Origin of the sequence: Flaviaestuariibacter flavus (assembly GCF_004337505.1) — a bacterium.
Lineage (GTDB): Bacteria > Bacteroidota > Bacteroidia > Chitinophagales > Chitinophagaceae > Flavisolibacter > Flavisolibacter flavus.
The window spans coordinates 50,571-75,934 of sequence record NZ_SJZI01000046.1 but is presented as its reverse complement, the minus strand read 5'-3'; the positions used below and the strand labels follow the sequence as shown (position 1 = coordinate 75,934).

Annotated in this window: 24 protein-coding genes; 8 read left to right on the top strand and 16 right to left on the bottom strand. The window is 57.4% G+C overall.

Going from position 1 to position 25,364, the window contains the following annotated elements; all coding sequences use genetic code 11:
• Positions 1 to 59: 59 nt before the first annotated feature.
• Positions 60 to 953, top strand: a complete 894-nt coding sequence (locus EPD60_RS12860) for a hypothetical protein (protein WP_131449936.1) — start codon at positions 60 to 62, stop codon at positions 951 to 953.
• Positions 954 to 1,121: 168 nt separating this feature from the next.
• Here the strand turns inward: EPD60_RS12860 and EPD60_RS12855 are convergent, their stop codons facing one another.
• The gene (locus EPD60_RS12855) at positions 1,122 to 1,754 is read right to left on the bottom strand and encodes a polysaccharide deacetylase family protein (RefSeq protein WP_131449935.1); all 633 of its coding nucleotides are present in this window, start codon (positions 1,752 to 1,754) and stop codon (positions 1,122 to 1,124) included.
• A 221-nt stretch (positions 1,755 to 1,975) separates the two neighbouring features.
• Here EPD60_RS12855 and gltX point away from each other — a divergent pair, with 221 nt between their 5' ends.
• The 5 genes from gltX (at position 1,976) to EPD60_RS12830 (ending at position 8,111) form a co-directional block, all read left to right on the top strand.
• Entirely contained in the window at positions 1,976 to 3,493 is a 1,518-nt protein-coding gene (gltX, locus tag EPD60_RS12850) for a glutamate--tRNA ligase (RefSeq protein ID WP_131449934.1), read from the top strand.
• 125 nt (positions 3,494 to 3,618) lie between these two features.
• The gene (locus EPD60_RS12845; protein ID WP_131449933.1) at positions 3,619 to 5,157 is read left to right on the top strand and encodes a glycosyltransferase family 39 protein; all 1,539 of its coding nucleotides are present in this window, start codon (positions 3,619 to 3,621) and stop codon (positions 5,155 to 5,157) included.
• 147 nt (positions 5,158 to 5,304) lie between these two features.
• Positions 5,305 to 5,721 (top strand): cobalamin B12-binding domain-containing protein, encoded by a 417-nt coding sequence (locus EPD60_RS12840; RefSeq protein ID WP_131450061.1) that lies wholly within the window; start codon positions 5,305 to 5,307, stop codon positions 5,719 to 5,721.
• A gap of 50 nt (positions 5,722 to 5,771) precedes the next feature.
• A complete protein-coding gene (locus tag EPD60_RS12835) occupies positions 5,772 to 6,548 on the top strand; it encodes an enoyl-CoA hydratase/isomerase family protein (RefSeq protein WP_131449932.1) in 777 nt (258 codons plus the stop codon).
• Positions 6,549 to 6,707: 159 nt separating this feature from the next.
• Entirely contained in the window at positions 6,708 to 8,111 is a 1,404-nt protein-coding gene (locus tag EPD60_RS12830) for a hypothetical protein (RefSeq protein WP_131449931.1), read from the top strand.
• 4 nt (positions 8,112 to 8,115) lie between these two features.
• Here the strand turns inward: EPD60_RS12830 and EPD60_RS12825 are convergent, their stop codons facing one another.
• Positions 8,116 to 8,742: a C40 family peptidase gene (locus EPD60_RS12825; RefSeq protein WP_131449930.1), complete on the bottom strand. Its 627-nt coding sequence runs from the start codon at positions 8,740 to 8,742 to the stop codon at positions 8,116 to 8,118.
• 79 nt (positions 8,743 to 8,821) lie between these two features.
• On the opposite strand from EPD60_RS12825, the gene fumC reads away from it, so the two are divergent.
• Positions 8,822 to 10,231 carry a class II fumarate hydratase gene (gene fumC / locus EPD60_RS12820; protein WP_131449929.1) on the top strand — a complete coding sequence of 470 codons (1,410 nt, stop codon included), beginning with the start codon at positions 8,822 to 8,824 and terminating at the stop codon, positions 10,229 to 10,231.
• A 108-nt stretch (positions 10,232 to 10,339) separates the two neighbouring features.
• Here fumC and EPD60_RS12815 read toward each other — a convergent pair whose 3' ends face one another.
• From EPD60_RS12815 to EPD60_RS12760, 12 genes are all read right to left on the bottom strand, one after another.
• Complete coding sequence (locus EPD60_RS12815) at positions 10,340 to 11,011, bottom strand: lipoprotein signal peptidase (RefSeq protein ID WP_243647830.1); 672 nt, start codon at positions 11,009 to 11,011, stop codon at positions 10,340 to 10,342.
• Positions 11,012 to 11,115: 104 nt separating this feature from the next.
• On the bottom strand, positions 11,116 to 11,652 hold the full coding sequence (locus tag EPD60_RS12810; protein WP_131449927.1) for a hypothetical protein: 537 nt from the start codon (positions 11,650 to 11,652) through the stop codon (positions 11,116 to 11,118).
• Positions 11,653 to 11,686: 34 nt separating this feature from the next.
• The gene (locus EPD60_RS12805; protein ID WP_131449926.1) at positions 11,687 to 12,193 is read right to left on the bottom strand and encodes a GyrI-like domain-containing protein; all 507 of its coding nucleotides are present in this window, start codon (positions 12,191 to 12,193) and stop codon (positions 11,687 to 11,689) included.
• Between the two features lie 22 nt (positions 12,194 to 12,215).
• Entirely contained in the window at positions 12,216 to 13,139 is a 924-nt protein-coding gene (locus EPD60_RS12800; protein ID WP_131449924.1) for a hypothetical protein, read from the bottom strand.
• Between the two features lie 95 nt (positions 13,140 to 13,234).
• Positions 13,235 to 13,834 carry a helix-turn-helix domain-containing protein gene (locus EPD60_RS12795; protein ID WP_131449922.1) on the bottom strand — a complete coding sequence of 200 codons (600 nt, stop codon included), beginning with the start codon at positions 13,832 to 13,834 and terminating at the stop codon, positions 13,235 to 13,237.
• Positions 13,835 to 13,855: 21 nt separating this feature from the next.
• Positions 13,856 to 16,294, bottom strand: a complete 2,439-nt coding sequence (locus EPD60_RS12790) for a bifunctional UDP-N-acetylmuramoyl-tripeptide:D-alanyl-D-alanine ligase/alanine racemase (RefSeq protein ID WP_131449920.1) — start codon at positions 16,292 to 16,294, stop codon at positions 13,856 to 13,858.
• A gap of 144 nt (positions 16,295 to 16,438) precedes the next feature.
• Positions 16,439 to 17,401, bottom strand: coding sequence for a TerC/Alx family metal homeostasis membrane protein (locus tag EPD60_RS12785; protein WP_131449918.1), 963 nt, complete (start codon positions 17,399 to 17,401; stop codon positions 16,439 to 16,441).
• Positions 17,402 to 17,446: 45 nt separating this feature from the next.
• Complete coding sequence (gene gldG, locus EPD60_RS12780; RefSeq protein WP_131449916.1) at positions 17,447 to 19,150, bottom strand: gliding motility-associated ABC transporter substrate-binding protein GldG; 1,704 nt, start codon at positions 19,148 to 19,150, stop codon at positions 17,447 to 17,449.
• Positions 19,147 to 19,869: an ABC transporter permease gene (locus EPD60_RS12775; protein ID WP_131449914.1), complete on the bottom strand. Its 723-nt coding sequence runs from the start codon at positions 19,867 to 19,869 to the stop codon at positions 19,147 to 19,149. The genes gldG and EPD60_RS12775 overlap by 4 nt, the downstream gene beginning before the upstream one ends.
• Positions 19,870 to 20,177: 308 nt before the next feature.
• The gene (locus EPD60_RS12770; RefSeq protein WP_131449913.1) at positions 20,178 to 20,528 is read right to left on the bottom strand and encodes a HesB/IscA family protein; all 351 of its coding nucleotides are present in this window, start codon (positions 20,526 to 20,528) and stop codon (positions 20,178 to 20,180) included.
• 121 nt (positions 20,529 to 20,649) lie between these two features.
• Positions 20,650 to 21,069 (bottom strand): Fe-S cluster assembly scaffold IscU, encoded by a 420-nt coding sequence (iscU, locus tag EPD60_RS12765; protein ID WP_131449911.1) that lies wholly within the window; start codon positions 21,067 to 21,069, stop codon positions 20,650 to 20,652.
• 135 nt (positions 21,070 to 21,204) lie between these two features.
• Entirely contained in the window at positions 21,205 to 22,422 is a 1,218-nt protein-coding gene (locus tag EPD60_RS12760) for an IscS subfamily cysteine desulfurase (RefSeq protein ID WP_131449909.1), read from the bottom strand.
• 110 nt (positions 22,423 to 22,532) lie between these two features.
• Between EPD60_RS12760 and mce the strand changes: the two genes are divergently transcribed.
• On the top strand, positions 22,533 to 22,958 hold the full coding sequence (gene mce, locus EPD60_RS12755; RefSeq protein ID WP_131449907.1) for a methylmalonyl-CoA epimerase: 426 nt from the start codon (positions 22,533 to 22,535) through the stop codon (positions 22,956 to 22,958).
• Positions 22,959 to 23,251: 293 nt separating this feature from the next.
• Here mce and EPD60_RS12750 read toward each other — a convergent pair whose 3' ends face one another.
• The gene (locus tag EPD60_RS12750) at positions 23,252 to 24,223 is read right to left on the bottom strand and encodes a G8 domain-containing protein (protein ID WP_131449905.1); all 972 of its coding nucleotides are present in this window, start codon (positions 24,221 to 24,223) and stop codon (positions 23,252 to 23,254) included.
• A gap of 385 nt (positions 24,224 to 24,608) precedes the next feature.
• Positions 24,609 to 25,352, bottom strand: coding sequence for a ribonuclease III (rnc, locus tag EPD60_RS12745; RefSeq protein ID WP_131449903.1), 744 nt, complete (start codon positions 25,350 to 25,352; stop codon positions 24,609 to 24,611).
• Between the last annotated feature and the right edge of the window lie 12 nt (positions 25,353 to 25,364).

Genomic DNA, 25,364 nt, shown 5'->3' with positions numbered 1-25,364 from the left:
CGCTTCGCCCCAAAGGCTAAAACGTGTCGGCTGTCGCCAGCAAACAAAACAAGCAAAACATGAACCTTCTTTATAAACTGACCCTGTTTGCTTCGGTCCCGCTGCTTGCAGCGGCCCTCTGGGGCTGTAAGAAAGAGCAGAGCGCCTCGGAGCTGTCGCCGCAGGAAGAGCTGCAGATCGCGCTGGCCGCGGTGCGGGGCGAAGCGCAGGCCTCCTTTCATACCGACGACGCCTTCGACAATGCCATGGGCATCTCCACGGAAGTAGGTCTTGGCGGCACCGGCCTTTTCGGCCGCTTCAACCAGGCCGACTCGGTGCCGCCCTGTCTCCAGGTGCACGTCGACCGCCTGGCACCGGGCCAGCAGTTCCCCGTACGCATCACCCTCGACTTCGGCGGCGGCTGCGCCGGCCGTGATGGCCGTACCCGCTCGGGTAAGCTGGTCGTTGAATACAGCGCCCGCCTTACCGATTCGGGCGCCCGCGCCCTCGTAACCTTTGAAAACTACAAGGTGGACTCCTTCAGCATCAGCGGCAGTCACGAGATCCGCAACGTAGGCACGCCGGCGCAGCGCGCCTGGACCATCACGGCTACCGACGGCCGGATTGAACGCCCCAACGGCAGCAGCATTTACTGGAACGGATCGCGCACCATTGTACAGATAGAAGGCCGGGCCACACAGACCATCGTTGACGATGCTTTTCACGTTACCGGCGGCTACCGCGGCACGGTACGCACCGGCGACCTGGTCAGCAGCTGGAGCTCCAATATCGAAGTGCCCCTCCGGAAGCGCTTTGCCTGCCCCTGGTTTGGCCAGGGCACCATCCGCACGGTGCGCGGCAACCTCGGCGCCGGCTCTGCCTATGCCGGATTACTCGACTATGGCACGGGTACCTGCGACAAATCGGCCACTTTAACCCTAAATAATTCCACTTATCAAATTAGTTTGCCTTAATACTAAAAACCTATACCTTTGATTCAGTTTTCATAGGGTACGGATTAAAAACGGGCCAGGGTTTCAACCCCGGCCCTTATTGTTTATTAGTTAAATGGTCTATTGGTTAATTGGTATCCGAACCTACCCATCTATTCCAGCCTTACCTTCCAGAACCTCCTAAAACCTTCATACTAACGTTTTCATCTGGTATCCCCGTGCCGCAAACTCCCGGAGCACGGCGGGTAGTGTGTGCTGCAGGTTGGGCCAGGCCTTTTCGCTGTCGTGGAAAACGATGATGGAGCCGGGAACGGTGTGCCGCAGCACGTTGCGGGTACATTTTTCCGGAGTGATGCCGCGGTCGAAGTCGGCGCTCAGAACGTCCCACATAATGATCCGCGCAGCGGGTACACCCATGGCGCTTGCGATGCCGCGTGCCTGCGCGCCGCGGATGCGGCCATAGGGCGGGCGAAACAGTTTAGCCGGGATATGCTCCGCGGCAGTGCGCACGTTGGCGAGATAGGTGGCGGCATCCGTCTTCCAGCCGTTGAGGTGGTTGTGGGTATGATTGCCGATGGCATGTCCTTCCGTAGAAATACGGGCGAAGACATCGGGGTGATTGACCACATTCTTGCCAATGCAGAAAAAGGTGGCCTTCGCTCCCCAGGCTTTGAGCTGGTCGAGCACCCAGGGTGTGATCTCCGGGTGCGGGCCGTCGTCGAAGGTGAGGTACACCGCGTTGCCGGCCGCAGGCGCATCCCACGTATACCGCGGGAAGAGCCGCTTGAGCAGCCAGGGCGTCTTGAGGAAGTAGCGGTGCATGAAGCGAAGATAGTGTGCTGATGTGCTGGTGTGCTGATGTGCTAAAAAGTAAAAAGGCCGAAAGTCAGCAAGCGGGATGTTGGTTAATGGCTACTTGGTCTATTCGTAACTTATACATTACACCTTCCACTACCCCACCAGCACACTACCCCACCAGCACAATAGCAGCACCTGCCCCGCCAAAGCGGGATTAGCACATTCTCCCATTACTTTTGCCATCTATGGCCAAGAAAGTACGTGTTCGTTTTGCGCCCAGCCCCACCGGCGGTTTGCACCTGGGCGGCGTCCGCACCGTTTTGTATAATTATCTCTTTGCCCGCCATCATGGCGGCGAGTTCGTTCTCCGTATTGAAGACACCGACCAGAGCCGCTATGTGCCCGGGGCGGAAGAATATATCTACGACACCCTCGAGTGGTGCGGCCTCCTGCCCGACGAAAGTCCGCGCAAAGGCGGTGCCTTCGGCCCTTATCGCCAGAGCGAGCGCAAAGAGCTCTACCGCGCCTTTGCCGAGCGCCTCGTGGATGCCGGCCGCGCCTACTATGCCTTCGACACGCCCGAGGAGCTTGATGCGATGCGCACGCGGCTCAAGAACGACACCAACCCCACGCCGCAATACGATCACCGTGTGCGCACCGGGATGCGCAACTCACTCACCCTGCCCGCCGAAGAAGTGAAAACCCTGCTCGACGCCGGCACCCCGCACGTGGTGCGTATCCGCCTCGAGCCCGGCGAAACCGTGACCTTCACCGACATGATCCGCGGCGAAGTGTCGTTCGACACAGCGCTGGTAGACGATAAAGTGCTGCTCAAAGCCGACGGCATGCCCACCTATCACCTTGCCGTGGTGGTCGACGATCACCTGATGGAGATCACGCATGCCTTCCGCGGTGAAGAGTGGCTGCCCTCCGCGCCCGTGCACGTGCTGCTGTGGCGCTGGCTTTTTGGCGAAGAAGCGATGCCGCATTGGGCGCACCTCCCGCTGATCCTCGGTCCCAGCGGCAAGCTGTCGAAACGCGACGGCGCCAAATACGGCTTCCCCGTATTCGCCATGAACTGGACCGACCCGAAGACCAATGAACTCACCGAAGGCTTCCGCGAGCGCGGTTTTCTTCCGGAGGCATTTGTAAACCTGCTGGCCCTGCTGGGCTGGAACGACGGCACCGAGCAGGAACTCTTTTCGCTGGAAGAACTGGTGCGGCGTTTTCAAATGGAAAAAGTGCACAAAGGCGGCGCGCAATTCAACTTCGAAAAAGCGCAGTGGTTCAACCATGAATGGATCAAGCGCAGCACGGCGCAGCGCCTGCTGCCCGACGTAAAGACTGTGCTGGCCGCGAAGGGCATCACGGCTGCCGACGATACGCAGACGCTTCGCATCATCGACCTGGTGAAAGAACGCTGCACGTTGCTCAGCGACTTCCCCGCGCAGGCCGGCTTTTTCTTCCAGGCGCCGCAGGAGCTGGATACGACTGCCTTCATCGCGAAGTGGACACAGGAGAAAAAAGCCTTCTTTGAGCAATATGCCGGCGCGATCAGCAACGTGGCGGATGCCGCTTCTTTTGAGTCGACCTTCAAAGCCGGAGCCGAAGCCGCGGGCATCAAGCCCGGTGAGCTGCAGCTGCCGCTGCGCATCATGCTGGTGGGCGGAAAATTCGGCCCGCCGGTGTTTGCAATCGCCGAGGTCATCGGTGCGGAAGAAACCGCCGCGCGGATCCGGAAGGCGCTGGAAGTGATCGGGTAGGTATGCCCGCAGACGGGAATTGTAGCACTACGACACGACGGCACTACAACACGACGCTATCTTTTAACGGACGCCCAGGCGTCCGTTTTTTTATGTGTGTCCTGTTAGCTGTATTTTGATGCCCGATGAGCCGGAACGAGAAACTGCTTTGGATCGTACTGATCGGGATCAAGCTGCTGGTACCCTTCCTGGTGCCGGCGGGCGCCTTTGAGCTGCACCGCGACGAATACCTCTATTATGCGCAGGGCCAGCACCTGGCGCCGGGATTCCTGGAAAACCCGCCGATGGTCGGATTCCTGGGATGGCTGTCATCACTGGCGGGCGGCGGCTTCTTCGCCATCCGGCTGTGGCCGGCGGTGTTCGGCGCAGCCACGCTCTGGCTGGCACTGAAGATCTGCCGCGGCTTTGGCGGCGGCCCCTACGCGCAGCTGCTCACAGGCATCGGCTTCCTGCTCTCGGCCTTCCTGCGCATTCACATTCTTTTCCAGCCCAACTTCCTCGATATCTTTTTCTGGACGCTGGCAGCCTGGTTCACGCAACGATACCTGTTGCGGCAGCAGCGGCGCGACCTCTTTGCTCTTGCCGTAACGCTGGCCCTGGGCTGGTGGGCAAAGTACTCGGTGCTCTTTTTTGTGCTTGCCCTCTTTGGTGCGATTGTGCTTTCACCGCAACGCCGCTGGCTGGCGCGGCGTGATTTCTGGCTTGCCATTACGCTGGGCCTCGTGCTGATCCTGCCCAATATCTACTGGCAGTGGCAGCAAAACTGGCCGCTGGTGCACCATATGGAGGAACTGCGCGAGACGCAGCTGAAATACCTAAGCAAGACCACCTTCCTGAAAGAACAGTTGCTGATGTTTCTGCCGGCCTGCTTTCTCTGGATCGGCGGGCTGTGGTGGCTCCTCCGCTCCTCGCGCTTCCGGGTCTTCGGCCTGCTCTACCTGGGTGTGCTCGTGTTGCTGATGCTGGGAAGCGGCAAAGGCTATTATGCCCTCGGCATCTACCCGATGATGCTGGCGGCTGGCGGCGCCTGGATGGAGTCCCTCCTGGGGCGTACCGTAAATCTACGGGTAGCGGCGGCACTGCTGATCCTGGTGATCGGTTTCCCGATAATCTTCCTGATGCTGCCGCTGCAGGCACCCCGGGAAATGGCCGCATTCAACGAGCGCTGGGGCTTTCGTGATATCGGTATTCTTCGCTGGGAAGACCTGCGCGACCACGAGCTGCAGCAGGACTTCGCCGACATGCTGGGCTGGAAAGAAATTGCCAGGAAGACCTATGACTTTTACGATGCGCTCCCCTCTTCGGTGCAGGACAGCACGGTCATTTACGCCCGCAACTACGGCTATGCCGGGAGCCTGCTTTATTATGTAAAAGACAAACGTTTTCGCCGGTCCCTTATCTGCGACAACGGCACCTTCCTGCTGTGGATCCCCGAGCGACTCCCCTACCGGCACCTGCTTTTTGTAGGTGAAGAGCGCCCGCCGAAGAGCGACTCGGTGTTCGAGCATTTCGGCAACATCACGGTCGTCGACTCCTGCACCAACCCGCTGTCGCGCCAATATGGCACCCAGATCCTCTTTTTTGAAAATGCCGACACCACGGCTTTCCCGCTCGCCGGGCGCGGCCTGCAGGAGATGAAAGCGAAGTTCCGCAGGCAGCGGTAATTAGTCTATTGGTTAATTGGTCTATTGGTACCTTGTACGCTACCACATTGCATTACCGCATTACCGCATTACCGCATTACCGCATTACCGCATTACCGCATTACCGCATTACCGCATTTTCCCATTAGCACATTATTTTTGCGGGGTATGCAAGAAATCAATCGTCCGATACGCGTTCTGGTGGCCAAGGTTGGGCTTGACGGGCACGACCGCGGTGCCAAGGTGATAGCCACGGCCCTGCGTGATGCCGGCATGGAGGTAATCTACACCGGCCTGCGCCAGACACCCGAGATGGTGGTGGCCGCAGCGCTGCAGGAAGACGTGGATGCAATCGGTATTTCCATTCTCTCCGGCGCGCATATGACGGTGTTCCCGAAAGTGAAAGCGCTGATGGACGAAAAAGGAATGACGGACGTACTGCTCACCGGCGGCGGTATCATCCCCGACGAAGACATGCAGGCACTGCAGCAACGGGGCGTAGGCAAACTTTTCGCGCCCGGCACTTCCACCGCCGAGATCTCGGGCTATATCACCGGGTGGGTGAAAGAGCACCGGAGTTTTTGATGGCTGATGGCCGATGACCGAACGCCTACCTTTGCCCAAATTGAATTGCCATGTACCAAACGCTTGTGACGCAACTGGAGGCCGGTGTGCTGGCCGTCACCATCAACCGCCCCGAAAAGCTGAATGCCCTCAATAAAGAGGTGATGGATGATCTCTTCTCTGTGGTGACTGAGATCGAAACAAACCCTGAAATCAAGTCGGCCTACATTACCGGCGCAGGTCCGAAAAGCTTTGTCGCGGGCGCCGATATCAGCGAGTTTGTTGGTCTCTCCCAACAGGAAGCTGCCGAACTGGCGCGCCGCGGCCAAAACGTATTCAGCCGCATTGAGCGCTGCAGTAAACCTATTGTCGCGGCGGTCAATGGCTTTGCCCTTGGCGGCGGCTGCGAACTGAGCATGAGTTGCCATTTCCGCCTTGCCGCGGAAAATGCCCGCTTCGGGCAGCCCGAAGTAAACCTGGGCATCATCCCGGCTTATGGCGGCACGCAACGACTTGTGCAACTGGTAGGCAAAGGGCGGGCGCTGGAGCTGATACTCACCGGCAATATGATCGACGCGCAAACCGCGCTGCAGTGGGGCCTGGTGAACCACGTGGTACCGCAGGACGAACTGCTGGCTAAAACACGTTCCCTGCTCGAGCTGATCGGCACCAAGGCACCGCTCGCCGTCGGGCACTGCATCAAGGCCGCCAACGCGGTATATGATGAAACGCAAAACGGTTTTGAAACCGAGGTCAGCTCTTTTGCCGCCTGCTTCGGCACCGAGGATATGCGCGAGGGAACGAGTGCATTCCTCGAAAAGCGGAAAGCTCAATTTGCCGGCAAGTAATCCGGATAGATTGCACACATAAAGCGCCCGGACATTCCGGGCGCTTTTGTATTTACGCCTCGCCAGCGATCCAAGAGAGCTGTCGGATCAGTTCTACACCTCAAAATCCGGCTCCTGTGCCGGAAAGCCTACTTTCGTAGACCAAAACTAATCAGTGCAATGAGAAAGATCCGGCTACTGGTGGCCCTTCTCGCTTTGTCGTTTGCAGTATCGGCACAAGGGACACCAAAAATCGACTCCATTCAACGTGTGTTGAACCGAACTGAAGCATTGCAACCAAAGTTTCGGCTGCGCGGTCTGCTTTTGAACCAGTTGCTGATAAATGGACAATTGGACCGTGCGCGCTTACAGGTGGATACACTGCTTCTGGATGCAGTAAAATCAGGCAACGACAGTCTGAAAATGGTCGCCTATAATTTTGCCGCGACGTACTTTGACTATCGCACCGATTCCCGGCAGGAAATGGAATACCTGTTAAAAGCACTGCGGATCGCGGAAGCGGAATATCCCAAGGCCATCAATTATATTGAGACGGGGCTGGCATCGATGAATTTTGACCTGCAGAATTACGCCGAAGCCCAGCGTTATTTATGGAGGGTTCGCGCGCGTGCCACATCGAAAAATCCTTACTACCTAATGGTGCAGTACTTTGCGGCGCTGATCTTCCTGGAAACGCATCAGCTGGATTCAGCACTATTCTATGCCCAACCGGCCTTCGAGCTTACGGTTAAATATCATGACTCAAGGTCGAAAATCATGTCGTCTGTGATCGGACAGGTGTATGCAGAAAAAGGCAACGACCTGCTGGCGGAAAGCTTTTTCCGGAACAGCATCGACAGCACGGGCACCAGCTACACCTACGTTGATGCCATGACCGCGAGATACTACAGCGAGTATCTTCTGAAAAAAGGGATGCTTGCACAGGCACGCCGGATGGCATTGCAGGGATTAGTGAGTGCCAAGGCAAGCCAGGCAAAAAGGCCTCTGCTCGAGAACGTGGCACAGCTGCAGAAGATCTACAACAATCTGCATCGCTATGATAGCGCCTATTACTACGCAACGTTGCAGCTTGCGTACCAGGATTCGATTTACAACAAGGACAAGTTGAACGCCATCAAGGATATGTCGTTCAACGAAACACTCCGCGAGCAGGAAGAAGCGAGGAAACATGCCGAAGCAGAAGAAGAACGAAAGCACAACCTGCAATACGCAGGAATCGCGTTGGCCCTTGTAACCATCATCGCCGGCTTCCTGGCCTTCAGCCACACCGCAGTTGCCAATGAAAAAGCGATCCGGTTCCTGGGCGTAGTGTCGCTGCTGATCCTGTTCGAGTTTCTGAACCTGTTGCTCCATCCATATATCGGTTCGATGACCCACCATTCGCCCATCCTGATGTTGGTGATTATGGTGGGCCTCGCCGCGATCCTCGTTCCGCTTCACCACAAGGTCGAACACTGGCTCACGCACAGGCTGGTAGCAAAAAATAACCGGATCCGGCTCGCCCGCGCACACCGGACCATTCAAAAGCTGGAAGAAAAAGAGCCGCCGGTTGCAGAGCGCTGATGGCCTACGGAAACACCCGCGCCACCCGCACAAAACGTGTCTTGTAATAATCGTTGAATGGCGTGATCGTTACCCCGTGTATCTTACCCGAGGTGGAATGAATGAACTGCAGCCCCGATGGGTCGCGGCTTACAACGATACCCATATGACCGACGTCACGCTCCTGCGGGTTGGTGCCGGTAAATAAGATAAGGTCTCCGGGCCGCGCGGCCGCGGTGTCGATCGTAGGACCGACGGCGGTAAAGTCGATCGAGGAACGTGGCACTTTGATGTTGAAATGATTGAATACGTAGGTAATGAAGCCCGAGCAATCGAAGCCCACTTTCGGATTTGTAGAACCGTAAACATAGGGCGTCCCGATCAGGGTTTTGGCAAAGGCGAGCAACTCGTCGGGGCGCACGTTGCGGGTATCGATGCCCTGGGCCTTTGCTACAATGGCGGTGTCGTTAAGGCCGGTGCGGTTAACGCGGTGACTGTCAGCACGGACCATTTCTGTACGGACGGTGTCGGCATAGGCCTGTCCCGAATCAGATGCCTGCAGCGTATCGGGTACGGTGGTCCAGCCGGGATCGGTTCCCCTCGGGGCGCCACAGGCCGCGAGCAGGAAAAGGGCGATATACGGCGTTTTCATGCCGGAAACCTATCAAAAACAAAACCACTTAAGGCGCTGGGGCCCGGTCCCTATCTTTGGCGCGCAAAAACAACCCCATATGGAGTACCGCATTGAAAAAGATACGATGGGCGAGGTGCAGGTTCCTGCAGACGCCATCTATGGTGCGCAGACGCAGCGCAGCATCGATAACTTCCGCATTGCACAGGACATCAACCGCATGCCCCGCGAGATCATCCGCGCCTTTGCCTACCTGAAGAAGGCCGCCGCCATCACCAACTTCGAGGCCGGCGTGCTGCCCAAGGAAAAGATGGAGCTCATCAGCCGCGTGTGCGACGAGATCCTTGAAGGCAAACTGGGCGACGAAGCCTTCCCGCTCGTGGTGTGGCAGACCGGCTCCGGTACCCAAAGCAATATGAACGTAAACGAGGTGGTGGCCTACCGCGCCCACGTGCTGTCGGGCGGCCAGCTGACCGACAAAGACAAGGTGCTGCATCCCAACGACGACGTCAACAAGTCGCAGTCGTCGAACGACACCTTCCCCACGGCCATGCACATCGCCGCCTACAAGATGCTCGTGGAAACGACGATCCCCGGCATCGAGCTGCTGCGCAACACGCTCGCCGAAAAGAGCAAGGCCTTTATGAACGTGGTGAAGATCGGCCGCACGCACTTCATGGATGCCACACCGCTGACCCTGGGCCAGGAGTTCTCGGGCTACGTGTCGCAGCTCGATCACGGCCTGCGCGCCTTGCGCAACACCCTCCCCCACCTTTCGGAGCTCGCCCTCGGCGGCACCGCGGTGGGCACCGGCATCAACACCCCCGAAGGTTACTCCGAGAACGTAGCGAAGCACATCGCCGCGCTGACGGGACTGCCCTTTGTTACCGCCGAAAATAAATTTGAAGCCCTCGCCGCCCACGATGCCATCGTGGAAAGCCATGGCGCGCTGAAGACCGTAGCCGTATCGCTGATGAAGATCGCCAACGACATCCGTATGCTTTCTTCCGGCCCCCGCTCCGGCATCGGCGAGATCATGATCCCCGACAACGAGCCCGGCTCCTCCATCATGCCCGGCAAGGTGAACCCCACCCAGGTGGAAGCCCTCACCATGATCGCGGCGCAGGTACTCGGCAACGACGTGGCCATCAACGTCGGCGGCTCCATGGGCCACTTCGAGCTCAACGTGTTCAAGCCGATGATGATCTACAACTTCCTGCACAGCGCCCGCCTCATCGGCGACGGCTGCGTGAGCTTCACCCACAAGTGCGCCGCCGGCATCGAGCCCATCGAAGCCAACATCGAGAAGCACGTGAGCAACTCGCTGATGCTGGTTACCGCGCTCAACACCAAGATCGGCTACTACAAGGCCGCCGAGATCGCGCAGAAAGCGCACAAGGAAGGCACCACGCTGAAGGAAATGGCCGTGAAGCTGGGTTATGTTTCTCCCGAAGAATTCGACCAATGGGTGGTTCCCGCCAACATGGTTGGAAAGCTGGAGAACAAGTGAACAAAGAACATGGAATAAAGAAGTAAGAATAGACAACGCCCTTTGCTTTGCAAAGGGCGTTGTTGTAACGAAGAAGGCCCCGCGTTGCGGGGCCTCTTTGTCATTTATTTATTCCGCGGCTTTCGCGTTTTCCGCGTGCGTAACACCAGGGGTGGTTACCGGCTTGGGCGTTTCTTTATGCAGGAAGCGTTTTTGAAACAGCAGCAGCGTGATGACACCCACCGATATCGCCGCGTCGGCCACGTTGAAGATGGGGCTGAAGAACGTAAAGGTTTCGCCGCCAACGAAAGGCATCCATTTGGGCCAGGTACCGTTTTCGATAAAGGGAAAATAAAGCATGTCTACCACCCGTCCGTGCAGGAAGCCCGAATAGCCGCCGCCCGGGGGGAAAGCCGTGGCCACGGTGGAATAATCGGATGCGGAGAAGACCACGCCGTAAACCATCGAGTCGATGAGGTTGCCGAGGGCGCCGGCATAGATCAGCGCCGCGCAGACGATAAAGCCGCGCGTATAACCCTGCTTCACTACGCGCCCGATATACCAGGTGCCGAAGCCGACGGCGATCAGGCGGAAGAGGGTCAGGATTGTCTTGCCCCAGGAGCCACCGAACTTCCAGCCCCAGGCCATGCCTTCGTTTTCGATGAAATAAAGGCGGGCCCACGAAAAGCCGCCGAGCCGGGTGACTTCCCCGAAGGTGTAATGCGTTTTGATCCAGATCTTAAGCGCCTGGTCGACGAAGATCACCAGCAGGATGATTAATATGGGAGTTCTGAGTTTCACGGTGCCGATTTAGATTTCCCGGCGCCTGTCGCCGGGGGCGCCAAAGATAAGGAAGCCGCCGCCACTGCTGCGGGTGTTGGCGCCGGGGTCTTGTTAAATTGGGCTTACCCGTGCAGCACCTGCTTGAAAACATAGACCCAATAAGCCGTCGCCAGCAGAATACCGGCCACCGCTGCCGGAAGGCGCCACCCGGATGGCGTGCCGAAATGCGCAAGTGCACGCCGGTGCAGGAGGCCGCCGATACACAAAAAGCGGAGGAGCAGCACCACACCAATAATAACCAGCATAACGGGCTCGGCCGTGCTTCCGAAACGCAGCTGCTGCGCCAGCGAGAGCAGGGTACCGAAAACGAGCTCGGCAAAAAGAAGGGGCCATGCCCAGCGGCTGCGCCGCAGCACCAGCGCCATAATCAGTACCCGGAAAAGTGCGCCGCTGTACATCACCAGCAGCAGCCAGGGGTTCCCTTGCCGGAAAGCATCGTTGCGCACAAGGAAATTACCCGACCTATAGATAATGCTCATGTAGCATAAACCCAGGCACACGAGGATAGCGATGACCCACCAGGGGCCGCGGCGTTTGCCGTCGGCCGGCAATTGCAGCTCGTCGAGGATACCGGGTTCGTTGATGGCTTGTAGTTGCATAACAGTGCAATGACTATAGAAGGCTCCGGGAAAGCTACTGAAAAACGCCGGGCAGCCGCACCGGTATCCAGATCTCTTCTTCCGATTGCGGATCCTCGCGCCGGTACTTACTTCCCAGTAATTCGAAGTGCGGGCGGTCGTCGAGCTCGTAGCCCGATGCCGGCAGCCATTCCCCGTAGATATACTGGAATGCGTTTTGGGCCTGCGCCGAAGAACCTTTGAAATCGAATACGGCATATTCACCGCCCGGCAGCAGGAAGGGCTCCATCCCGTCGGGCAGGCTGATGTAGTCCGCAACTTCCAGCAGCGCCCATTTCACAAAGGTTCGCTTCGGGTCGAACTGCCGGAAAAAGTTCGTGTCGGGATATATCTGGAGACTATAGAGATACTCGTTCACGGCATTGGTAAAGTGCCGCCGCTTCGGCATGAAGGTGGTCCACAACTCAAAGGTGCGGTTGTGCGAAAAAGACATCTCCAGGCGGCGCCCCGCCAGCTTCTTTTCTTCAGTCCGCACGACGCGCGGCTCCTTGCTGATGCTCATGGCCGGAAGGTACGGAATCCAGTCATCGCGGATCGAGCAGCGCAAACTGGCGGCGCTGCAGGTCCAGCAGGAGGCGGTGCTTCAGAAAAAGACGGTTGCCGGTCATGCCGCCGATACCGAGGGCCTTCATACTGCGCACCTGCTGCTCCGTTGCTCCTTCCATGTACGTAACGATGCCAAGCGGCAGCTCCCGCCCGGCCAGGCGTACCGTAGCCGTGGTGGGGAAGCTGTTGGCGGTCATATTGTGGTCCCAGGACCGCACGGTTACCTGTGTTGCCACCGATCCCGGGGTGGCAATGCGTACCGCTGTTTCCGCATCGGTGAGCAGGGAGAAAGCACTCGACCCGCTATCGAAGATGAGGAGCTTGCGTTCGCCTTCCACCTGGGCGGGCAGCAGGATCCGTCCCTGCGCGTATACAAGACTGTAACGCTCAACGCTGCCAAGGGTAGTGGTATCGGCATTCAGCAGGAGGCGCCCGCCGGGGTAATCAATCAGTACGGTCCGGCCTTCCAGCAGATCGGCGCCGGCGGTGCCAATAATGTTGATGGCGCCCTTTTTCCAACGCGGGTTGCTGCCGGCATAGCTGCGCGTTGGCATATTTTCAAGCGTGAGTGTGGCAGCACCAAGGCGGGCGTCGCGCACCGAAATAAGAGCGTCCTTCTTTTCAAAGGATTTCGGGTACTTGCCGGCAATGTCATCGAACGCCTCGCGGTACAGCACCGACTGTGCCGCGCCGAGGTCGAACTGGAGGTAATAGGTCTCGGGACAGCCCGGTAGGCGCAGGGGCAGCAACAGTGCCGAATTGGGCAGGGCCGGGCTTGAAACCCAGCGGAAAGGAACCGCGCTTTCGCGCTCTGCGAGCAGGATACGCGCCCTGCCGGTTTGGGCAAAAGACGGGCGGTTCAGCAGGAAGGATAGGATCAGGAGCAGGAGCATTCGTTGCATGACAACTTTTTTTGTATGCAACGAAACTAGGGAGCCTCGGCGCCACCTCGTATCGACATTCACCCGACATTGACCCGACATTTACTGATTATCAATCACTTGCGGGGCACTTCCAAGCGTCCCGCCTGTCGCGTCATCCAGAAAATCAGAATGGCGTTGGCAGCATAGAGCAGGAGCGTGGTAGTTATATAAGAGATCTGCCACCCCTCGCGGCCCTGCCAGAGATTCCAGGCCAGGGTCAGCAGGAGCAGCAGGTCAAGCGCGATGACCCAGTAGATCTGCCCGAATACCACCCGCCGGGCAAAGCGCTTCTCTTCGGCCGACAGCAGGGACGCTCGGGAGCGGTAGATAAAAAGCGGTACCAGGAAATGCACCATCGGCAGCAGCAGGCAGCTAAAGCAGGAAAGGCAAACAAACCGGAGAAAATGGGTGTTTCCATCACCTGGTGCCGCGGGTACGGAGGCTGCCGGCGGCGAAGGCTCGTCTGGGGGCGCGGGTGACGCCGGAGGCTGCAGGTCCGACAAGGAAAGTCCAAGAACTTCAGCGATCGTTTTAAGGGTAAAAGCACGCGGGGTGGTCTCGCCGCTCTCAATCCGCTGGATGGTACGAACAGTAATGCCAGTACGTTCCGCCAATTCTTCCTGCGTAAGTCCCTCTCGGCGGCGCGCCTCCTGTACGATCCGGTGCAATTCCATCGGCGGCAATTTAGCGAATCCTTATTCCTGGAAGTACACCCGCTTCACGCGTTGGCTCACACCCGTCATAATCTCGTAGGGAATGGTGCCCATCCATTCGGCCACCTGCTGCACCGGCAGCTCCTGCCCGAACACTTCCACTTCATCACCCACCTCTACACCCGGAACATGGGTGACGTCGATCATGGTCATGTCCATGCACACCGTGCCGATGACCGGCGCCAGGTGACCACGCACCCACATCTTGCCGATGCCGTAGCCAAGCCGGCGGCTATACCCGTCGGCATAACCGATGCGTACCGTGGCAATCACCGAGGCTTCCTTTACCACGCCGCGGCGGTTGTAGCTTACGGTCTCGCCTGCTTCAAGGTATTTGAGTTGCGCGATGGTGCTGCGAAGGGTGGCTACGGCATGCAGTTCGAGTTGCTTGGTTTCGATCTCGACGCCGTACATACCGATGCCCAGCCGCACGAGGTCGTATTGCAGTTGCGGGTGACGGATGATGGCCGCCGAATTTGAAATGTGCTCGAGAAAGCGATAGCCGAGCGCGGACTTCAGCTTTGCCGTCATGGCCTCGTAGCGCGCCGCCTGCTCCCGCGTGAAGTCGTCCTGCGCCGGGTCTTCACTGGCGGCCAGGTGGCTGAAAACCGACTGCACGCGCAGCCAGCCGGTGCCCTGCAGGTGCCGCGCCAGCGCATCGATCTCGAGGGCGGAAAAGCCGAGGCGGTTCATCCCGGTCTCCAGCTCGATGTGCACGGGCCAGGACTGCAGGCCCTCGCGCTGCAGGTAACGCTCAAAGGCCTCGAGGATAGGGAAGGAATAAATTACCGGCTGCAGCTGGTATTCAATCAGTGCATCGAAGGAAGACGCGTCGGCGTTCATCACCATGATGGGCAGTGCGATGCCCGACTGCCGCAGGGCCACGCCTTCGTCGGCATAAGCTACACCGAGGTAATCTACGTGGTGGTACTGGAGGATAGAAGCGATCTCGGCGGAGCCGCTGCCATAGGAAAAAGCTTTCACCATGGCCATCACTTTCGTCTGCGGCCGCAGCAGGGCCCGGTATTGCTTCAGGTTGCCGGCCAGCGCATTGAGATCGATCTCGAGCACAGTCTGGTGCACGCGTGTTTCCAGCGCGGCCACGATCCGCTCGAAACGAAAGCTGCGCCCCCCTTTTATCAGGATGGTCTCATCGCGAAACAGCCCCGGCCGGTACTGCGCCAGGAAAGCGTCGGTGTCGCGGTAGGCAAAACGCTGTACGTCGGCGGGCAGCACCAGGTGGCGGCCGATGCCTTCGCCGATGAGCACGCACTTGCGCACACCAGCGGCTTCCAGTGCGGCCGCCACCTGTGTATAAAAACGCTCAGGCTGCGTGCCCGCCTCGGTGAAATCGGAAAGGATGACGGTGCGCGGCTGCCCGGTTTGCTGCCCGCCCATAAAATGGAGGGCGTGCTGCAGCGAGGTAAGGTCGGCACTATAGCTGTCGTTGATAAGCGTGCAGCCGTTTGCGCCGCGCTTCAGCTGCAGCCGCATATCCACCGCCTGCAAGGCAGCCAGCCGGTTGTTGATGGTGTCGATGCTGTAGCCCAGGTAAATGAGTACGGTAGCGCAGGTGAGCGCATTGGCGACAGAGGCTTCATCGGAAAACGGTGCCCGTATTTCTACGGTAACGCCGCGGTACGAAGCCGCCACCCTGGTCTCGCTGCCTTCGCGTCGGATGCTTTCAATCCGGAGGCCGGCACCCGACTCCTGCCCCCAGCTCACGTGGTGCGGCAGCAGGCCCGTCCAGGGCTCGGGGCCGATGACCACCCTGGCACCTTCAAAGAGCCGCCCCTTCTCGCTGCGCTTCTGCTCGGTGGACACAAAGCCTTCATCGTGGGCCGACCCGATATTGGTAAGCACGCCTATGTCGGGTCGGATCATGAGGGCCAGACGTTCCATCTCGCCAGCCTCCGAAATGCCGGCCTCGAAAAGCGCCAGCGTATGCTCGGGGCGCAGCATCCATACGCTCAGTGCCACGCCAATCTGCGAGTTGTAGCTGCGCGGGCTGCGCACGATGCGGTACTCCGGCTCCAGCAACTGGAAAAGCCATTCTTTCACGATGGTCTTCCCGTTGGAGCCGGTGATCCCGATCACCGGTATGCTGAAATGTGCGCGGTGCCAGGCCGCCAGCGCCTGCAGGGCATGCAGGCTGTTGGTCACCTGCAGGAAGGAGGCGGCGGGGAATTCGTCGACGTTTATGGGCTCCGAAACCACGAAGGCACGCACGCCTTTGCGGTAGGCATCGCCGATATAGTGGTGCCCGTCGCTGCGCCGCGTTACCAACGCAAAGAACAGTGAGCTTTCCGGGAATGATACGCCGCGGCTGTCGTGGAGCAGGTGCGCAACGACGCGCGAGTTGTCGCCGCCGCCGATGGGCCGGGCGCCGATGACGTCTGCTATATTGGAGAGGGTGTACACAGGTTGAAATTACAGGATGGCCGGAGATCGTGAGCCGTGAACCGTCAGCCGTGAGCCATGAGCGCGTCAATGCTCAACTTCAACTATGGGAGCAAAAGGCAATGAACGTCGCTGCGTTGACGGTTCACGGCTGACGGCTCACATCTAAAACAAATCATTCTCGCGCTTCCGTCGCTTTGTTACCTGGATGGAATAAACAATGGAGCCTACGAGGCAGACCAGGATCACGATGAGCGAGATGGTGATGGGCATATGGAAGCCTTCCACCACCAGGGGCAGCAGCATCTTGGCACCGATAAATACCAGCACGATGGCAATGCCCTGCTGCAGGTAGGAGAAGCGGTTCACCGCGCCTTTGAGCAGGAAGAAGAGCGAACGAAGGCCGAGTACCGCGAAAATATTGGAAGTGTAAATGATCAGGTTACGCTGCTTCGATTCGGTGACGATGGCAAATACCGCCGGGATGGAATCAAGCGCGAAAACGATGTCGGTGGTTGCCAGCATCACCACCACCACAAACAGGTTGGTGAAGAAGTGTTTGCCGTTACGACGAACGGTGAGTTTCCCCCCCACATCCTCGTGAATGATGGGAAGAAAGCGGTTCAGGAACTTATACACGGGGTTGGTGCCGGGGTCGAAGCCCTCGTCGTGGTCTTTGACCGTGAATATTTTGATACCAGTGTATACGAGGAAGGCGCCGAACACATAGAGCAGCCAGTGAAAGCGCTCCACGAGCACTACGCCCACCGAGATGAAGATGACCCGGAAGATGATGGCCATCAGGATACCCCAAAGGAGTGCCCGCGCCACATGATCCGAGGAAATGCGGAAGAAGGAAAAGATGAGGATGAATACGAAGATATTGTCGATGCTGAGGCTCCACTCCATCAGGTAAGCGCTGATATACTCGAGCGCGGGTGCCTTGCCGTATTCATACCAGAGAAACCCGAAAAAGGCAAATGCAAGCGCGACCCAGAAAAAAGTCTGGTACAACGCTTTTTTGATGGAGATCTCGGTCGATTTCTTACTGAGCAGGCCGAGGTCGAGTACAAGGGCCAGCAGGATCACAACACCGAAAACCAGATAACTCAGCTGATCAATATTCATCGCTCGTCAATTGGGACAAAAGTAGGCGATGCAAATACGGCACCGTCAACGGGTAGCGTACTTTCTTTTACGCACGGCACCGTAAGCCCATCCGAAGCCCACCAGCAGCAGCACCGGGAGCGCGATGTTAATCAGCTGCCATTGGGTACGCTCCTCTTTCACCCGGCGCGGGTCGAGGAGGCGCAGCGTATATTCCTTGCTGCGGGTCTGCAGGATATCGGAAGGATTCACAAGGTACTCAAGGCTGTTGAGGAAAAAATCCTTGTTGGCATACGTATAACGGGTAAAAGCGTTCATGCCCATCGGCAGCGGTCCCGAAGACGAACTGAACTGGTTAAGCGCGATGTCGCCATCAGCCACTACGATCAGCTTGCCGGGCTTTTCAGCAACCGGGAAGATCTCGTATTGCTGCGCCGCCAGGGTATCCACTACCGACTTCGGCACCCGGCCCGCATAAAGCGACCGGAAAGGACCTTCGGCGAGGTAGGCCACCGGCACGTTCCTGCGCTTGAACAATTTCTCATCGGGCGCGATCTCCAGGAACTCGAAATCGATCTTGGCCGGCGCCCCAAGCACGCGGGCATTGGCGGAAGACTGAAGAAGCACCGTCTTTTTGATTCCATCGGCCTGCACCGTATCCATCGTGGTGGGAAAGAAGCTGCGGATGCCGTCAAGGTTTTTGCTGATGGGATGCTGCGTGCCGTCGAGCACGGGGAAGAAAGGCCAGCTCACGAGGCGCTGCTGGCCGTTGCCATCGCTCACCTGCGGTAACTGGTCGCTTTGCATGTCCTGCAGCAGGTCCTGGTTGATGCGCAGTCCCCAGTTGAAGAACAGGTCTTCGAGGTTGAGGCCGCGGTCGTAGGCAACGAAGCCCTGCGTCTTGTACAGGCTGTCGAACTCGGCGTACATATTATCCACCATCCAGAACAGCTTGCCGCCATGCGTTACGTACTGGTCAAGTTTCAGCTTGTCTTCGTTGCTGAAGGGCACCGTCGGCTTCATGATCACCACCGCGTCGATCTGCGCGGGGATATAAGGCACCTCCTTGATGTTGAGGGTATCGGCGAAATAGTTTTCGCGCAGGGTTAGGAAGGCGTCGTTGATATTGTAGCCCCAGGCCTCGCCATTGCCCAGGAGGTAAGCCACGAGCGGCTTTTCCTTAGTGGTTGCCTTTTCAATGGCGTTCGCGAATTTGTATTCGATCGAGGCTTCCACGTTGTTGTACAGTGCGGCCAGTTCTTCGGAAGATGTACCGAAGGCGCGCTGTCCTTTCAGCATATCCACCGGCACGGCACGGTCGGCATAACGCACGACGGCGCCATGTATCACACCGCTTACTTCGAGTTTGTCGCCCACCTTTTCGGGCGCCTGCACCGCCACCGGCACCAGGCCATATTGATTGCGGAGCGTGTCGAGCAAGGCGCGCGAAGCGGCCGTATCGCCTTCAAAAGGATTGATGAAGCGGTACTGCAGCTTGTTGCCGCTGTAGCCGCGTGCCTCTGCGAGAAAATCGCTAACCGAACCCTGGAACTTGCGCACGAAGGCAGGCAGGTCTTTGCCGGTAAGGTATACGTCGATGGTAACGGTGCTGTCGAGTGTGCGCAGAAGGCGCTGCGTGGGCTTGCTGAGTGAGTAGCGGTGCTCTTCGGTGAGGTCGAAGCGGGCCGGTGCGAAGTGCGCCACCAGGTTTACCGCCAGCAACAGCAGCAGGGCCACAATGAAGGCGCCCGCACGGTTTCGTTTGTTCATGCGCGTTGAAGCAGGTTTTGGCGGGTGAGGAAAAGAAAGAAGATCGTCAGGCTGGCGAAATACACCAGGTCGCGCAGATCGAGCACACCCCGGCTGATGCTTTGGTAGTGCGCGTCGATACCCAGCGCATCCAGGTAGTAATCGGCAGATCCACGGAATGCCTCCAGCTGCCCGAGCGCGTGAAAGCCGTAGTACAGCAGCGCGCAGGCGATGAGGCTGAGGATAAAGGCGATGACGGCGTTGCTGGTGCGGCTGCCGATAAAGATGGAGATGGCCGTAAATACCGCAGCCAGGAAGACGAGCCCAAGGTAGGCACCGGCGGCGGCTCCTGCGTCGATGCCGGTTGTGGCGGCGAGATGATTTACGGTGAAGTAATACACCAGCGTAGGCAACAGCGCAATGAGCACGATAATGAAGGCGCCCAGGAACTTACCGCCCACGATCTGCGCGGGTGTGAGTGGCCGCGTACGCAGTATCTCGAAGGTGCCGCTTCGGTATTCGTCGGCAAAGGAACGCATGGTGATAGCGGGGATCAGGAAGATCAGGATCCAGGGCGCAAAGCGGAAGAAGTCTTCGAGGGTGGCGTAGCCATTGTCGAGGATATTGTTTCGGAAAACAAAGAGCACCAGCCCGTTCACCAGCAGGAACACCACGATGGCAATGATGCCCGTGAGACTGCCGAAGAACTGCCCGAGCTCTTTTTTACAGATGGACCACATAGGGTGTAAAGTAAGTAAAGAATAAAACGCGGAGGAAGGTGCGCACGCAGAAAACGCGGAAAGCGCGGAAAACATGTGAAACGAAACGCTAAATCCGCCGCCAGGCGACGGCGAAGCCGTCATTGCGAGCAACGCGAAGCAAACTCTCCTACCTGAAGACTGACTGTAACCCGCAAGCGCTTCAATTTGAAAGTTCTTTCGACCACGACCACTCTGCGTAACGCCGGAGTTTGCTTCGCTTCGCTCGCAATGACGCCGAAGGCGTCGCTTGCGCGACGCCTTCGGCATTCAGGATTGACGATTCACGATTACACCGCGAAGCTCTCCCCGCAACCGCAGGTGCGCGATGCATTCGGGTTGTTGAAGAAGAAGCCCTTGCCGTTGAGGCCGTCGGAGAAATCGAGCATCGTGTTTACGAGGTACAGGAAGCTTTTGAGGTCGGTGACCACTTTCACGCCGTTGTCTTCAAACACCTGGTCCATCGGCTTTTGCTCGTTGTCGAAATCGAGCTTGTAGCTCAATCCCGAGCAACCGCCGCCAACGACGCCCACGCGTACAAAGTACGAGGGATCGTCGCCTACACCGGCTTCCAGCATCAGCTGCCGCACCTTGTCGCGGGCCTTATCACTTACGTAAATTCCGTTGTCTGTTGCAACCATAGGTTTAATGTGCTAATGTGCAAACTTGCTAGTGCGCTAGTGGATGGTGCTTCGGTGCCAAAGGGCTATTCTCATTTAAAAGAGAATCCATCAGCATACTACCCCACTAGCAAACTTGCTCTTAGTGAACAATGCTGTCGTCGAACTTCAGCTCTTCGAGACCATTCTTAACGCGGTAATCGTTGATGGCCGCCTTGATGGCGTCTTCAGCAAGCACCGAGCAGTGGATCTTTACGGGGGGAAGGTTCAGCTCCTCCACGATATCCATATTGTCGATTTTGACGGCCTCGTCGATGGTCTTGCCCTTCAGCCACTCGGTAGCCACCGAAGAAGAAGCGATCGCCGAGCCGCAACCGAAGGTCTTGAACTTTGCGTCCTTGATGAGACCGGTAGCATCGTCCACCTCGATCTGCAGGCGCATAACGTCGCCGCATTCGGGAGCGCCCACCAGGCCGGTGCCCACGTTCTTGTTGCCCTTGTCGAGCGTACCCACGTTCTTGGGGTTATTATAATGATCGAGAAGTTTATCAGAGTAAGCCATGGCTTATGTATTTATTGGTTAATTAGTCTATTGGTTAATTAGTACCGGGTACCTACCAACCTTTATTGTTTGATCCCTTCGTCTTTTTCCGACTGCAAAACAAATCAGACATCAGACATCGGAGATCTGAAAATCTTAGTGGTGTGCCCACTCAATGGAGTTCATATCGATACCATCCTTGTACATCTCCCACAGCGGGCTCATTTCGCGGAGCTTGGTCACCGTGTTGCGAACCTGTTCGATGGTATAGTCGATCTGCTCCTCCGTGGTGTAGCGGCCCAGTCCAAAACGGAGCGAACTATGTGCCAGATCATCACCAAGACCGAGGGCCTTGAGCACGTAGGAAGGCTCCAGGGAAGCCGAGGTGCAGGCCGAGCCGGAAGAGAGGGCAATATTCTTGTTGAAGCCCATCATCAGGCCTTCGCCTTCCACGTATTTGAAAGAGATATTGGTCACGTGGGGGAGGCGGTGCTCCTTGCTGCCGTTGACGTAGGCTTCCTCGAGCTCCATCAGTGCGTTCTCCAGCTTGTCGCGCAGCTTGGAAAGGCGCTCGGCGTCCTGCGCCATTTCAAGGCGGGCAAGCTCACAGGCCTTGCCGAAACCCACGATGCCGGGCACGTTGAGCGTACCGGAACGCATGCCGCGCTCGTGGCCGCCTCCGTCCATCTGGGCGGTTACCTTAACACGCGGGCTCTTGCGGCGCACGTAAAGGGCACCGATGCCCTTGGGGCCGTACATCTTGTGCGCGGTCATGGCCAGCAGGTCTACGTTGTCGGCGTTTACATCCACCGGGATCTTACCTACCGCCTGGGTGGCGTCGGTGAAGAGCAGCACACCGTGCTTGCGGGCGATGGCACCGATCTCGCGGATCGGCATCAGGGTGCCGATCTCGTTGTTGCCCCACATCAGGGCGATGAGTACCGTATTGGGTTTGATGGCCGCTTCCACCTGCTCGGGGGTCACGAGGCCTTCGTTATTTACCTGGAGATAAGTTACCTCGCCGCCGAGCTTTTCGATGTGCTTGCAGGTATCGAGCACCGCTTTGTGCTCGATGTTGCAGGTAATGATGTGGTTGCCCTTGGAGGCATACATCTCGAAAACGCCCTTGATGGCCAGGTTGTCGGCTTCGGTAGCGCCGGAGGTGAAGATGATCTCTTTCGGATCGGCGCCGATGAGCTTGGCTACCTGCTCACGGGCATAGTCAACGGCTTCCTCGGCCTGCCACCCGAAGGGGTGGTTGCGGCTCGCGGCATTGCCGTAGCTTTCGGTGAAGTAAGGAATCATGGCCTCCACGACCCGCGGGTCGCAGGGTGTGGTGGCGTTATGGTCGAGATATACAGGAAGTTTGAGCATAATCGGGTTCTCCAAAATTTCAGTCTACAAAATTACTTCAAAAACAGGCGCGGACTGAGGAAAATCAGTTTTTGTAATCCTAATTTTACGCAATTCGTAAACAAGCCTGCATGCTCAAAGTGGAACATATCGGGATCGCGGTGCGCTCCCTCGCCGATTCGGTCCCGCTCTTCGAAAAACTCCTGAACACCTCCTGCTATAAAACCGAGGAAGTGGCCTCGGAAGCCGTCAGAACGGCCTTTTTCCAGAACGGGCCCAATAAGATCGAGCTGCTCGAGTCGAGCAACCCCGACGGGGTGATCGCCCGCTTCCTCGAAAAGAAGGGCGAAGGCATTCACCACATCGCTTTCGACGTTGCTGACATCCGTTCCGAAATGGAACGGCTTCAGAATGAAGGCTTTACACTCCTCAACCCCGAGCCGAAGCGGGGTGCCGACAACAAGCTCGTGTGCTTCCTGCACCCGAAAGGCACCAACGGGGTGCTGATCGAGCTGTGCCAGGAGCGGGCGGAGCCGGAAGAGAAGATCTACGACTGACACCCGGCTTTCGCTATGGTCCCGACCTCACTCCCGCCCCTCTCCAGAGGGAGACGGATGACGCTCGGGTAGTTGACTACTGTTTCGAACTGTCTTCTGTTAGATCCTGATACAAAGAGCGGATGCCTGCGGCATCCGCTCTTTTTTTTAAGTTCAATCAGGAGAAAGTACAAACCGGTAATCAATGATGAACAGGGGCACCCCGCTCCCACCGGAGGGGGGCTGGGGGTGAGGTCACAAAAAGCCCCCGCTGGACAACGGGGGCAATTCGATTTGATTCCGACAAAAATATCTTAGAGCAGCACTTTCTGTGCGGCGGCTACTTCGTTTTCGGTGACCACGGCTACGAGGCAGATGCCCTTCTGCGTGGTGGGAACCAGCACCTGGCCGATAGCGGTGCCGAGCTTCTGCTCCTGGAGCACCTGGCCGTTGAGACCGAGGATGCGCACCGTAGCACCCTTTACTTCCTGGCCGAATTGCAGCACCACGCGGCCGGCGCTGGCGGCTACTTTGATCTCGCCCGCTTCGCCGGAGCCCTTTACGATACGGGCGGCGGTGTACATAAACTTACCATCGAGGTCGATCTGCTTGATGCGGAACTGGATGCTGCCGGCGCCGGAGTTGCGGGCAAGGAAGCTGTAGTTCTGCTCGAGGCTGGTGGTGCCGGCGGCTTTAATGGTAGCGAGTGCAACCCAGTTGCGGCCGTCGGTGCTGGCTTCCACCTCAAAGGAGAAAGCGTTTACTTCCTGGGCAGTGGTCCACTGGAGGAGCACATCGCCGCTGTGGCGGGTGGCTGTGAAGGCCACAAAACGTACGGGGAGCGTGTTGAAGTTGAATTTCTGAAAGCCGTTGGAGGTGCTGGTAGCCATGTAACCGGTAGAACCGCCGGCGATATCGTTGCCTTTCAGCACGTCCGTATTGCCGATACTAATAGACTGGGAGTTGCTGCTGGCGTCGATCATGCCGCCGGGATAAACCAGTACGGCGCTGCTGCCATTCACTTTCAGCTTTGAACCATTGCCGACAAATGCAAGCTTACCCATGACGCGGAGCAGCATGTACTCGTTGTTCATGTTCTGATTGTTCGTGATACTGACGGTCTTTCCCTGGGGCACGACCACCGTGTCATTGTTATTGGGAACTACAGCGGGGCTCCAGGTTGAGGCCGTGGCCCAGTCGCCATTGTTTGCTGCGGTTAAGATGCGGGCCTGTGCGATGATGGCGAAGCCAATGATGGCCAGCAGGGTAAGTGAAAATTGTTTCATGAGTAGGTACGGATTAGAAGTTTTCTTACGGTCGCTAAACGAAGTTGGTAGGTTTTTCTAAGTGTTTCGCACTATCAACCTTGTCTTGCGAGTGCAAATTTAGCGCATCTTTTTAGATTACCTAGTATTTCCACCATTTTTTTTGCGGGAAATACTGAACTTTTTTAAAAGATTACCCTTAGCGACTTATAACCAACTGAAAATGAACACCGTATTTTTACGGAAAATAGGGGTAGGAATAACGTATTTATACGGAGTTCGCCCCCTGCCTCCAGAAAAATGAGGCTAAGGGAGGGCCTAAGGATTCTTAGGCACGCGCTTAAGCAGCCTAAGTGAATTACCTAGACCCTTAGAAAGACTTTGTAAGAAAATAGGAAGAACCGGCTTAGTACCCGTGGCCGGCAGAATCGGCATTTTCAATGCCGAGCTTCTCCACCGCGTTCTGGGCGGCGATCTGGGAAGCGTCTTTTTTATTGTAGGCTTTTCCTTCGGCGATGACCTTGCCGTTGAGCACGGCGGCTACCGTAAAGAGGCGGCGGCCATTCTCGAGCTTCTCCCCGATCGTTTCAAACTCGAGGGTCTTGCCATGCTTGTTGGCCCAGCCGTACAATTTGTTTTTCTGGTTGATGTCGCGGGCCTCCAGCTCGTCCATGAACATATGCGGCTGAATGATCCGGTGCAGAATCCAGCGGGATGTCTTTTTATAGCCGAGGTCGAGGTAAATGGCGCCAACGAGGGCTTCCAGGGTATTGCCGAAGATCTGGCTCGTTTTCAGAGAGGCATCCGATTTATTGAAAAGGGTCACCTTTTTGAGCCCCATCCGGATGGCAATATCGTTGAGCTGGGCGCGGTTGACCATCTTGGAGCGCATCTCGGTGAGGTAGCCCTCGCCTTTATAAGGATAGCGCTTGAAGAGGTATTCGGCCACCAGGGCGCTCAGGATGGCATCCCCCAGGTATTCGAGGCGCTCGTTGTTCTCATCGGAGGTTTCCTTGATGGAACGGTGCGTGAGCGCGGTCTTGTACAGGGTTACGTTACCGGGACTATAGCCCAGCAGGCCTTTCAGCTGCTTTTTAAAAGAGGGGTCGCCGTCTTTCTTCTTCTTATAAAAGGAATCCCAGAATGCCAATTGTGGTACGCT